11 protein-coding genes are annotated in these 12,563 nt (G+C 32.4%); 3 read left to right on the top strand and 8 right to left on the bottom strand.

The window, feature by feature from the left end; all coding sequences use genetic code 11:
* Positions 1-32: 32 nt before the first annotated feature.
* The 4 genes from CHB81_RS16235 to CHB81_RS16220 form a co-directional block, all read right to left on the bottom strand.
* Positions 33-1,553, bottom strand: coding sequence for a PAS domain-containing protein (locus CHB81_RS16235; RefSeq protein WP_089352907.1), 1,521 nt, complete (start codon positions 1,551-1,553; stop codon positions 33-35).
* Positions 1,554-1,695: 142 nt separating this feature from the next.
* Positions 1,696-2,592, bottom strand: coding sequence for a site-specific tyrosine recombinase XerD (gene xerD, locus CHB81_RS16230; RefSeq protein WP_089352906.1), 897 nt, complete (start codon positions 2,590-2,592; stop codon positions 1,696-1,698).
* A gap of 83 nt (positions 2,593-2,675) precedes the next feature.
* Complete coding sequence (locus tag CHB81_RS16225; RefSeq protein ID WP_176427538.1) at positions 2,676-3,299, bottom strand: porin family protein; 624 nt, start codon at positions 3,297-3,299, stop codon at positions 2,676-2,678.
* 183 nt (positions 3,300-3,482) lie between these two features.
* On the bottom strand, positions 3,483-4,061 hold the full coding sequence (locus CHB81_RS16220; RefSeq protein ID WP_089352904.1) for a porin family protein: 579 nt from the start codon (positions 4,059-4,061) through the stop codon (positions 3,483-3,485).
* Positions 4,062-4,519: 458 nt separating this feature from the next.
* Here CHB81_RS16220 and CHB81_RS16215 point away from each other — a divergent pair, with 458 nt between their 5' ends.
* The 3 genes from CHB81_RS16215 (at position 4,520) to CHB81_RS16205 (ending at position 8,285) form a co-directional block, all read left to right on the top strand.
* The gene (locus tag CHB81_RS16215; protein ID WP_089352903.1) at positions 4,520-5,080 is read left to right on the top strand and encodes a porin family protein; all 561 of its coding nucleotides are present in this window, start codon (positions 4,520-4,522) and stop codon (positions 5,078-5,080) included.
* 132 nt (positions 5,081-5,212) lie between these two features.
* Positions 5,213-5,626, top strand: a complete 414-nt coding sequence (gene aroQ / locus CHB81_RS16210; protein WP_089353008.1) for a type II 3-dehydroquinate dehydratase — start codon at positions 5,213-5,215, stop codon at positions 5,624-5,626.
* Between the two features lie 169 nt (positions 5,627-5,795).
* Entirely contained in the window at positions 5,796-8,285 is a 2,490-nt protein-coding gene (locus CHB81_RS16205; protein WP_089352902.1) for a DUF5686 and carboxypeptidase regulatory-like domain-containing protein, read from the top strand.
* A 512-nt stretch (positions 8,286-8,797) separates the two neighbouring features.
* Here CHB81_RS16205 and CHB81_RS16200 read toward each other — a convergent pair.
* The 4 genes from CHB81_RS16200 to CHB81_RS16185 all read right to left on the bottom strand — a co-directional run bounded on the left by CHB81_RS16200 (position 8,798) and on the right by CHB81_RS16185 (position 12,377).
* Positions 8,798-9,673 (bottom strand): cation diffusion facilitator family transporter, encoded by an 876-nt coding sequence (locus tag CHB81_RS16200; RefSeq protein ID WP_089352901.1) that lies wholly within the window; start codon positions 9,671-9,673, stop codon positions 8,798-8,800.
* A gap of 151 nt (positions 9,674-9,824) precedes the next feature.
* Positions 9,825-11,138 carry a UDP-N-acetylglucosamine 1-carboxyvinyltransferase gene (gene murA / locus CHB81_RS16195; RefSeq protein ID WP_089352900.1) on the bottom strand — a complete coding sequence of 438 codons (1,314 nt, stop codon included), beginning with the start codon at positions 11,136-11,138 and terminating at the stop codon, positions 9,825-9,827.
* Between the two features lie 216 nt (positions 11,139-11,354).
* Positions 11,355-12,077 (bottom strand): DUF4290 domain-containing protein, encoded by a 723-nt coding sequence (locus CHB81_RS16190; protein WP_089352899.1) that lies wholly within the window; start codon positions 12,075-12,077, stop codon positions 11,355-11,357.
* A 3-nt stretch (positions 12,078-12,080) separates the two neighbouring features.
* Positions 12,081-12,377 (bottom strand): DUF493 family protein, encoded by a 297-nt coding sequence (locus CHB81_RS16185; protein ID WP_089352898.1) that lies wholly within the window; start codon positions 12,375-12,377, stop codon positions 12,081-12,083.
* Positions 12,378-12,563: the final 186 nt, after the last annotated feature.

Raw genomic sequence — 12,563 nt, 5'->3', positions numbered from 1 at the left:
TAGTCTTTTTTGTTTTAGTATAAATTTAAATTTTACATATCATTAAATACAATTTTAAAACTCGTTCCCACTCCTACTTCACTTTCTACAGAAATTGTTCCTTTCATCGCTTCAATTTGATTTCTGGTAATATACAAGCCAATTCCGCGAGCCTCCTGATGTTTGTGAAATGTTTTATACATTCCAAATAATAAATCACCATACACAGCCAAATCTATCCCTAAACCATTATCTGTAATTTTTAATGATTTATAGCCTTCTGGTTCTATCGAAAAATCAAAAACAATAATTGGGTCACGATCAGGATGTGCGTACTTTATAGCATTTGTTGCGAAGTTCAACAAAACACTTTCTAAATAAGCCGGATTAAAATTAATCGTCAAATATTGAGGAACATTATTTACAATAGTCACTTTGACTTGTTTATCGTAACCTTTGATTGTTGAAATTGTTTTCTCAATATATTCACTAAGTTTCAAAGGAACGACCGCAATATTAATATTACTCTGCGTTTTTACAATTTGCGTTAAATTAGAAATCGTTTCATTCAAATCATTTGAAACCGTTCTTAAATGTTCTAACATTTCGTTTACGGTTTCCTTATTACTATCAGCGTCTATAAAATCCAGGATTGACTTTATATTTCCTGCTTGTGTATTTAAATTATGTGAAACAATATGCGAAAAATTAACCAATCGGCTATTTTGATCGCTATACAATTTCATCGTTTTCATAAGTTCTAATTCTTTTTCTTTTTGCAAAGAAACATCTGTATGAGTTCCGATGACACGCAATGGCTTCCCATTTTCATCTCTTTCAATAACCTTTCCGCGATCTAAAATCCATTTATAATTACCACTTGAAGTCATTACACGATGGTAATTTTCATAATATGGAATCTTATTATCAAAATGTTCCTGTATGTCTGAATAGTATTTTGGAAGATCATCAGGATGCACAATTTTATCCCAACGCTCCGGATCATCAAAAATATCTGCCGAATCTAATTCCAGTATTTTTAACGACAAAGAAGAATAGAAAACATTATTAGTAACCATATCCCAATCCCAAATTCCAGCTGTAGAAGCATCGAGTGCAAACTGAAAGCGCTCTTCTGAGATACGCAGTTTCTCTTCTTTATCTTTTAAATCTGTAATATCAGAAACATGTCCGTAAAAACTAACTCTGCCATCTGGAGATTGTTCTGTTTTAGCAGAAATTTTGAACCAGCGTAAGCCCTTTTTAGGCAAAACAGCTCTAAATTCAATATCCCAGGGTTGTACTTCTTTACGCGCTTTTACTAAGGACTGAAAAAATATTTCACGATCCTGAAGAAAAACCCTCTCGTAAATAATAAACTTAATATCATTATTGAAATCACTGGCTGTAAACTCAAAAATTTCATCGGCCGATTTACTAACAAGGGGAAAAGAATAATTATTATCGGTATCGATAACGAATTGAAATAATAAATCGGGCATTTCAGCAAACAATTTTTTATAAAAATTATTTACCTTTAAGCAATCCTCATTTTCATATAAATCAAAAACCATATATTACTTATTTATTCAATTGAATGATTAAAATAACATTTAAAACAAAAAGAATGCCGTTCGTCGATCTTATCTGCCTTTAGTAGAAAATATATTACAATATATTAATTTTTGATTTAAAAATGAGAAGTCTTCCAAAAAATTATCGTCTTGGATGAAAAGAATGCATAACTTCCTTTAAAAAACTTCTATCTAAATGCACATAAATTTCGGTTGTTGTAATCGATTCATGTCCTAACATTAATTGAATTGATCTTAAATCGGCGCCATTTTCGAGTAAATGTGTCGCAAAAGAATGCCGCAAAGTATGTGGACTAATATTTTTATGCAAACCAATTTTTACAGCCAAATCCTTTATAATCGTAAAAACCATTGCCCGTGTCAGCTGATTTCCTCTTCGGTTTAAAAACAAAGTATCTTCACAGCCTTTTTTAATATTCAGATTCACTCTGACTTCTTTCTGATAGATCTGAATGTATTTCTGAGTTAATTTGCCAATAGGAACAAAACGTTCTTTATTTCCTTTTCCCGTAATTTTTATAAATCCCTCATCAAAAAAAAGATCTGATATTTTGAGCGAAATCAATTCTGAAACCCGAAGTCCGCAACCGTATAAAGTTTCGAGCATTGCACGATTTCGTTCTCCTTCGTTTTTACTTAAATCTATTACTGCGATAAGCGCATCGATTTCTTTAACGGATAAAGTATCCGGCAGTTTTCGCCCTGTTTTAGGAGTTTCGATTAATTCCAATGGATTATCAGTTCTGTAATCTTCAAAAACCAAATAATTAAAAAAACTTTTCAAACCAGATATCATTCGCGCTTGCGAACGTGGATTTACTTCTTTAGAAACCGAATATATAAATTGCTGAACGGTTTCATCAGTAATTTTTAAAGGCGAAACTTCGATTTGATTTGTTTCTAAAAAAAGACACAATCGCTCGATATCAAAACCATAGTTTTCGATTGTATTTTTAGACAAACCTCTTTCGATTCGCAAATACGATTGATAATCTTTTATATATCGGTTCCAGTTCATATCTACAAAGTAAAACAATTTTCAGGCATAAAAAAACCTTCCTGATTAAGGGAAGGTTTTAGAAATATTTATTTGGTAATTAATTAAAATTTATATCCCATAGATAATGAGAAAACACTATTATGAATTTTCATATCCTCTCCAGGTTCTGTCTTAGCAATATTTGCTAAACCAATATTATATCTTAAACTAGTTAGCAAATGCTTATTAAAATTATAACCTGCACCAATGTTAATCCCGAAATCAAGAGATTTAAATATTTTTTTTACGTCCTCCTCAACGGTTTCACTAAATCCATCTATTTTAGTTCTAGCTTTTGCCGATGTTAAAAAACCAATTTGCGGACCAGCTTCCATAAAAGACTTACCATCTGTAGAATATTTAAACATTACAGGAATATTTATATAAGATAGATCCATCTTAATATCTCCTTTGCGAAATCTGCCATCTACATAAGCCCCAAAATTTTTATTTTTTGTTCCTTGGGTAGAATATAAAATTTCTGGTTGAATGCCAAATCGATCCGAAACCTTAATTTCGGCAAAACCACCGGCATTTATTCCAAAAATATATTTCAAACTTCTTGCTTTAGTATCACCTGTCCAGTTTGATAAATTCATACCAGTCTTAATTCCAAACTTAACTTCTTGTGCATTAACAAAACCAAATGCAATAATTGCAATTGCAGATAAAATAACCTTTTTCATTTTTCCCATTTAAAATTAACCAACAAATGTAATCCAATACTTACTTTTATTTTCTTTGTATCTTAAATATTAAAATCGTAAACAAAGCCAAAATCTTACAATTTATTTGCTCTTTAAAAATATAATTTCACAAAAAAACCTTCCTGATTAAGGGAAGGTTTTCTAAATATTTCTAAACAAAAATTAGAACTTATATCCTAATGTCAAAGCTAACACGCTGTTTTTTGGACTATCATAATACTGCTGAACAGTGTCCGTATTATAGTCTGCAATATTCGATAAACCTACAGTATAACGAAGATTCACAGAAACATTATCTGTAAAATTATATCCAGCTCCAAAATTGAATCCTGTATCTACAGATTTATAAATATCTTTTGCATCATGACCATCCTGCTTAGCAGAAACTAAAAATCCTAATTGTGGACCAGCCTCTACAGTAAATTGCTTAGTGATAAAAAACTTAGCTAAAACTGGAACGTTTATGTAATTTAACTTATTATCGTAATCACCGAAAGAACCACCATCAAATTTAGCCCCTTGAGTAGAAAACAAAACCTCTGGTTGAATAGCTAATCTTTCTATAACTTTAATCTCAGCGAAACCTCCAACCTGAAAACCTACCAAAGATTTAGTATCATAATAATTTCCTCCGGAAAAAGAAGTAAGATTAAGACCTCCTTTTACTCCAAATCTAGTTTTTTGCGCATTAGCAAAGCTAAATACCATTACTGCGATTGCAGCTAAAATAATTCTTTTCATTACAATTTATTTAAGGGTTATAATTATCAAATATAAAGATATCCTTAATAAAAAATAATTTTTATTTTAAGAAATAAAGTGGTAATTGAAGCAAAACCCTTATAAAAAGAAAAAAGAAAAACTAATTAATAAACCAAATCTGCACTTAACATCAATAACTGAACGCTATATTCTGCTTGTCATGCACCTAATTAAAACCAGTAAATATAAAAATAAACTTACCAAAACAAATTACTTGAAAAACTTATTTGAAATGTTATTCTTACTAAACACAAAAATCTTATAGTAAGATAAAACAGCAACAACTTTCTTAAAAAGAGCTTCTTAACTCAAAAAAAACAAAAAACATGGGAAATTTAGTAATTATTTAAACCAAATTATAAAACAATAAATTCCTAATTCTGTAGTTTTGATTAATAGATAACATTAAAAAAATACCAAACTTTAAAAACACTTTTATGAAAAAGATAATTTTAGCAGCTGTTTTGTTCCTAGCAACATCAGCAACAATACAAGCACAATTAGTTCAATTTGGAGTTAAAGCAGGGGTTAACTTTGCAAGTCAAACTGGAGATGCAGGTCTTCAAGGAGTAGCATTTGACAAAGAAGGTATTACTAGCTATCACGTAGGTGTTCTTGCAGAAATTAAATTATTAGAAAAATTCTCTATTCAACCAGAGCTTTTATATTCTACACAAGGAGCAACTTATAAAAATGCAGTTGATGAATTTAAAAATGAATTAGGATACCTATCTATTCCTGTTATGGCTAAATTTTATTTAACAAAATCAGTAAGTTTAGAACTTGGACCACAAGCTTCCTTTTTATTAAGCGAAAAAAATGATTTTGACGTAAAAGATGCTGAAACTTTCGAATTTGGTCTTAATGCAGGTTTAGGACTTAAAATTACAAAGAACATTTTTATACAAGGTCGTTATGGTTTAGGATTAACAGAAGCATCTAAAAATGCAGATGTAAAAAATTCAACTTTCCAAGTATCTGCTGGATTCTTATTCTAAAAAAATATATCACATACTTTTCTAAAAACCGTTCTATTAATTAGAACGGTTTTTTTATTTTTACATTCTTGTGAAATGTTTTCTATAAGATAAAAAATGAATTCAAATCATCTTAATAAAATTAAATTACTTATGAAAATCGCTATTATCAACGGACCCAATTTGAATCTTTTAGGAAAAAGAGAACCCGAAGTTTACGGAAACCAAACTTTTGAAGATTACTTTGAAACGTTGAAGCAAAAATTTCCAAACGTAGAACTTTCTTATTACCAAAGTAATATTGAGGGCGAATTGATTGGAAAAATTCAGGATTGCGGTTTTACATTTGATGGTATTATTCTAAACGCTGGCGCTTATACTCATACTTCTATTGGCTTGGGCGACGCTATAAAAGCAGTTACAACTCCGGTTATCGAAGTTCATATTTCGAATACTTATGCACGCGAAAGCTTCAGACATCAATCGTATTTGTCCGGAAATGCAAAAGGTGTTATTCTGGGCTTTGGACTAAAAAGCTACGATTTAGCAATTCAGGCATTCTTATAAATAAGTTTTTTTTTTTTGCAAACGAATGTCATCCTGAGCGTCCCGAAATTTCGGGAGAAGGCTACAGAAACGAGAGGACTTCAACTTCACTCTATCTGACATACAATTTAACAAATTATTAATAGGCTCATTTTTTACTTATTCTATTTTTGTGAGAGAAAAAACTTTCATGAGAAACTATACTTTATTTGCCTTTTTATTTTTTTCGATTTCAAACTTTGCACAAATCAAAGGTACCATAACCGACGATAAAGGAAATCCTCTTCCATTTGTATCTGTTTTTGAAGAGAACACATACACAGGAACAACTTCAAACGAGCAGGGAATCTACCAACTCAACGTAAAAGAGGTTGGCAAAAACAAAATAGTCTTTCAATATTTAGGGTTTAAAACTCAAAAATCAACCGTTACTGCAAATTCCAAAACGGTTACCTTAAACATCACAATGCAGGAAGAAAGTTTTGCATTGAATGAAGTCGTTATTGATCCTAAAAACAATCCTGCGAATGCAATTATAAAAAGTGCAATCGCAAATAAAAAGAACAATTCCGAAAAAACGGCACGTTATACCGCCGATTTTTATTCGAAAGGAATGTTCAAAATAAAAGATCTTCCCAAAAAGATTATGGGTTTAAAAGTAGATATTGGCGACGAAATGTCGTCAAATTTAGACTCTACAGGAACTGGTATTTTGTATTTATCAGAAACGATCTCGAAGATTTCTTTTGAAAAACCGGGCAAACTGAAAGAGAAAATTATTGCTTCCAGAATTTCGGGAAATAATAAAGGCTTCAGCTATAATACGGCAACTTTATCGACTTATGATTTCTATGACAATACCTTAGAATTCAACATTAACATCGTCTCACCTATTGCTGATAATAGTTTTAATTACTATAAATACAAACTCGAAGGAACTTTTTTTGACGACAACAATCAGCAGATTTACAAAATAAAAGTAATACCAAAACGTGATAAAGAACCTGTTTTTGAAGGCTACATTTATATCGTCGATGATAGTTTTGCCATTTATGCCGTAGATTTAGACATAAAGGGCTATCGAATGAAAAACGAATTTACCGAGGTAATGAATCTAAAACAGAGCTTTAGTTATAATGTAAAAAACAAAATCTGGTCAAAAAACGCTCAAACTCTTGCTTTTAATGCAGGTGCTTTTGGAGTAAAGTTCTCCGGAAAGTTCAATTATGTGTATTCAAATTATGAGTTCCCATCTTCTTTTGAGAAGAAAACTTTCGGCAATGAAATTGTAGCTTTTGAAACTGATGCGAACAAGAAAGATGATGCCTTTTGGAATGAAATCCGACCAATTCCTTTGACAATTGAAGAAAGTAATGATTATACTAAAAAAGACAGTTTACAAACCATTAAAAAATCTCAGAAATATACCGATTCAATCGATGCTAAAAATAATAAGTTCAAAGTATTCGATGTCATAATGGGTTATGATTACAAAAACACTTTTAAAAAACACTCTTTTGAGTACAAAGGATTGCTAAATCTTTCGTCTTTAAGTTTTAATACAGTACAAGGTTTTAATCTGGACTCTGGTTTTTCATTTAAAAAATGGAATGAAGAAAAAGGAAAAAGTACTTCTATAAGTACAACCTTTAATTACGGTTTTTCTGATGAGCGTTTTCGTGTTACGGGCGAATTTAGTCATAAATTCAACAATATAAATTATGCTACAATCTCGGCTTCGGGAGGAACAAAAGTGGCACAATTTAATAGTGCAGAACCAATAAGTAAATTTATTAATTCTATAAGTTCTTTGTTTTTTAAAGACAATTATATGAAGTTATATAATTTAGAATTTGCTCAAATCAACTATTCTCAGAATGTTGCAAACGGAATAAATCTGAATGCAAAAGTTGCTTACGAACAACGAAAACCTCTTTTTAATACAACTGATTATTCGTTTTTTAAAAGAGATGATATTTATTCTTCTAATAATCCGTTGGCACCAAATGATTTTGTAACTCCTGCTTTTGATCCCCATCATTTGTTTAAAACTGCTTTAACGGCTCGAATTAATTTTGGAAATAAATATATTTCCCGTCCTGACGGAAGATTTAATTTTAAAAATGACAAATATCCAACTGTATTCTTAGCTTTTGAAAAAGCGTTTGCCGCGAGCGAAAAGAAATACGAGTTTGAGCGAATTGGCGCTTCTGTACAATACGATTTATCATTAGGAAACAAAGGAATCCTGGGAATGAATTTTAGAGGCGGAAAATTCTTTAATGCCGAAAATATTTCGTTTATCGACTACAGACATTTTAACGGAAACCAAACTCATATAGGCACAACGGATCGTTATTTGAATGTTTTTAATCTGATGCCATACTACGCCAACAGTACAAACGATAGTTATTTTGAGATGCATTTAGAGCATAATGACACTGGATTTATTATGAATAAAATTCCGTTATTGAATCTCTTGAAATCTACTATGAATCTTGGATTCCATTCCTTAGCGATTCCGGACAGAAAACCATATTCTGAATTCACAGTTGGTTTAGACAATTTAGGTTTCGGGAAGTTTAAAATGTTCCGAGTAGATTATGTTCATTCTTATCAAGGCAGAATTCAGCAAAATGGTGTTGTTTTTGGCTTGAAGATTTTGAATGTATTGGATTAAGCTGCTAAGGTTCTGAGTTGCTAAGGTTCTAAGGTAAAATTCTTTGTGGGTTCTCGACGCTCGAAGTGACAAAAAAAACCAAAAACTTCTAATTACGCTGGATTGCGTTAGGGATAGAAGCCAATGTCATTAAGTTAAGGGAAAAACTATAAAATTATTTAACGGTTTAATCAAGAAAGTAATTAGAAAAATCCGTTTTTATCAGCGTTTTCGCTTTAGCGAATCAGTAAAATCAGCGTCTAATTTTGACGCGGATAAAACCAATTTACTTCGTAAAAACGCGGATAAAAACCGATTTGATTTGCAATAATTTTATTTTCTAAAAGCTTAACTTAATGACATTGGGATATCGCGGATAGCCCGTTCGCCGCGGCGAAAACGCCCATAAAAAAACGCTTACTCTTTTAGAATAAACGGATTTTTGAAGCTTTTAACTTTGTCAAAGTTTTAAACTTTGACAAAGTTTCACAAAGTACAGAAAACCTTAGCACCTCAGGACCTCAGGACCTTCCTCAATGATAATCATCTGGTTCTATATGAATCAGAACATTTCCTAATTGAGGTATTTCTTCTTTTAAAGTATCTTGAAGTTTATGCGACAATTCATGTCCTTCTTTTACTGAGATTCCGGCTGAAACTATAGCATGAAGATCAACATGGTATTTCATTCCGGCTTTACGGATAAAACATTTCTCGGTTCCTAAAATATCTTCGACCGTTAAGGCAACAACTCTAATTTCTTCGACCAAATCATCATTTAGATTTTCATCCATGATTTCGCCAAGAGCCGGTCTGAAAATTTTATAGCTATTGTATAAGATAAAAAAAGCAGCAAAAAGTGCCGCCCAGTCATCTGCAGACTCATAACCTTTTCCCATAATTAGCGCAATCGAAATCCCTATAAACGCTGCTACAGATGTAATCGCATCACTACGATGGTGCCAGGCATCTGCTGCGAGAGAAGAGCTATTTGTCTCTTTACTTCGTTTCATTACCAATCGAAACGAGTATTCTTTCCAGATAATGATAGCTCCCAAAACATATAAAGTCCAGGATTTAGGCAAATCGTGTGAAGTCTGAATGTTTGCAATACTTTCGTATCCGATAATAGTTGCCGAAGTAATTAAGAACCCAACTACCAAAAAAGTAATTAAAGGTTCGGCGCGACCATGCCCATAAGGATGATTTTCATCAGGAGGCTTGTTAGAATACTTAATACCAAACAAAACCAAACAAGACGAAAATATGTCGGCAGTTGATTCTATTGCGTCTGCAATTAAGGCGTAAGAATTGCCAAAAAAACCTGCAAGACCTTTTATAAGGGCCATGCAGGTGTTTCCAACTATACTAAAGATAGTAGCTTTTATAGCTTTTTGTTCATCTGTCATTTGAGCTTTTTTAGCACGAACATTATTTTTTTGTTGCCACTAATTTCGCAAATTATTCGCTTATAGGTTTTAATTAAACGTATTTAATGTAAGAATATTACAACTGTTTTTTTATTTAAATTGCTTTAATTTGCAGGCAACTATTATTTTTTTACGCTCTAACGATTTTTGCACCAATTGCTCTTAAACGCTCGTCGATACGCTCGTATCCACGGTCAATTTGTTCAATATTTTGAATTGTACTAGTTCCTTTTGCTGAAAGTGCTGCAATCAATAATGAGATTCCCGCACGAATATCCGGAGATGACATTGTTGTTGCTTTTAATTGAGATTCGAAATTATGCCCCATAACCACCGCTCTGTGCGGATCACATAACATAATTTTTGCCCCCATATCGATTAATTTATCTACGAAAAACAAACGGCTTTCGAACATTTTTTGGTGGATTAAAACATCGCCTTTCGCTTGTGTTGCCACAACCAAAACGATACTCAATAAGTCAGGTGTAAATCCTGGCCAAGGTGCATCTGCAATGGTTAAAATAGAACCATCGATATCTGTTTTTACTTCATATCCGTCTTTGTGAGCAGGAATATAAATATCATCGCCACGTTTTTCGATTGTAATACCTAATTTCCTAAATGTATTTGGAATCAAACCTAAGTTTTCCCAGCTTACATTTTTGATCGTGATTTCGCTTTTTGTCATAGCCGCAAGACCAATCCAAGAACCAATTTCGATCATATCAGGCAAGATTCTATGCTCGCAACCTCCAAGGCTTTCAACACCTTCGATAGTCAATAAGTTAGAACCAACTCCCGTGATTTTTGCTCCCATAGAGTTCAACATTTTACACAATTGTTGCAAGTAAGGCTCGCAAGCTGCATTGTAAACTGTCGTTGTTCCTTTTGCCAAAACTGCTGCCATTACAATGTTTGCTGTTCCGGTAACTGATGCTTCATCAAGCAACATATCCGTTCCTGTAAGTCCGCCTTCTGGAGATTCTACTCCGTAAAAGTGATCTTCTCTATTGTATCTGAATTTTGCTCCAAGGTTAATAAAGCCTTCAAAGTGTGTATCTAGTCTACGACGACCAATTTTATCTCCTCCCGGTTTTGGAATATATCCTTTTCCGAAACGTGCCAAAAGCGGTCCAACAATCATAATAGAACCACGAAGCGCTCCACCTTCTTTTTTGAAAGCTTCGGTTTCTAAATATCCAACATTAACTTCATCCGCCTGAAACGTAATCGAACCCGGCTCATTGCGTTGAATTTTCACGCCTAAATTACCCAACAAAGTGATTAATTTGTTGATGTCAATAATATCGGGAATATTATTAATTCTTACTTTATCACCCGTTAAAAGCACAGCACATAAAATTTGTAGTGCCTCATTTTTTGCTCCTTGCGGAGTGATTTCTCCTTTTAAAGGTATTCCTCCTTCGATTTTAAAAATTCCCATATATTCTTTTTAAGGTTCTGAGTTACTGAGGCTCTAAGGTTCTAAGTTTTTTTTCTTTTATAAATAAAAGCTTAGCAACTTGGTCACTTATATGCTTAGCAACTTTTTTGTATTTCTGATTGTTTTTTAAAAGATTCTGAGTTACTGAGGTTCTAAGATTCTAAGTTAAAAAAAAAGCTTAGTAACATAGTGACTTAGACACTTAGCAACTTTTTTTTACTTCTGATTATTGTTTTTCTGAAAAGGCTTTGGTTTCCCCGGCCCTTTATTATTTTTATTGCTTTGGATTTTTGGCTGTCCCGGCGGCGTAATTTTATTTGACATACGTTTGTTAGTACGCAATAAATCTGTTGTGTTTAAAAGCTCCTCTGTGCTTTGCAACAAATTGATTTTACCTCCTGACAATTCATATAAGTGTTCAAAAATCACATCGTCTTTAACGGTGTCTTTGTTCCAGCTTAGATAAGACTTTTTCATGTGGTTGGCAATCACCAATACCAATGCATTTTTCATTTCGCCATCTTCCCATTTATTGGCAACATCGATCATGTATTTGATGTTATTACCATAAAATCTGTATTTTGGAAAGTTCTGAGGATATTGCAAAACATCTGGTTTTAACTGCAAAACATCTCTTGAAGGAATTGGATATGGCGATTCTACATCTAATTTAAAATCAGACATTATGAAAAGCTGATCCCATAATTTGTGTTGAAAATCCGGCACATCACGCAAATGCGGATTCAGACTTCCCATAACCTGAATGATGTATTTCGCAGCTTTATTGCGTGTTTCAGCATCTTCAATATGAGTAGCCTGATCGATCAATTTTTGCAAATGACGACCATATTCCGGAATAAGTAAACGTTGTCTTTCAGAATTATATTCTAAATTAAAAACAACATCATTTGCGACTTCTTTTTTATATTTTTCGTTCATAAGTTATAATGAAACTATACCTTCTATGGTAGAAACTTCTTTGTATTTGCTAATCACTTCGTCAGCACTATGCATGGTAACATCTACAGAAACACTGGTAAATTTACCGGTTTTAGATTTTGTTGTTTTAATAACCGCGCCCAGATTGTCAAAAGCTTTTTCAACTCTTTCAACATTATCGTCTACTGAAGGCATAATAAATTTATACAAGTATTCTGCAGGCCAAGTATTTGAGTTATCTAACTCTACCTTTAATCTTTCGTAAAATTCGGCGGTTTCTTTTTCTTTATCGTTTTCCATTCGTAATTAAAAATAAACGCAAATATACGGTTTTGATTTCAGATTTTGGATTTTACAATTTAGATTTTTTTCGTTGGAAAAACAGCTTTTTTTTCGCCACGAATTTCACGAATTTGCACTAATTAATATCCCTTAAAATCTAATTTCACAAATTATTTCATCTACTACTATTTATAAAGTTAAACA

Origin of the sequence: Flavobacterium sp. ov086 (assembly GCF_900187965.1) — a bacterium.
Classification (GTDB): Bacteria; Bacteroidota; Bacteroidia; order Flavobacteriales; family Flavobacteriaceae; genus Flavobacterium.
This window is presented reverse-complemented; position numbering and strand designations above follow the sequence as displayed.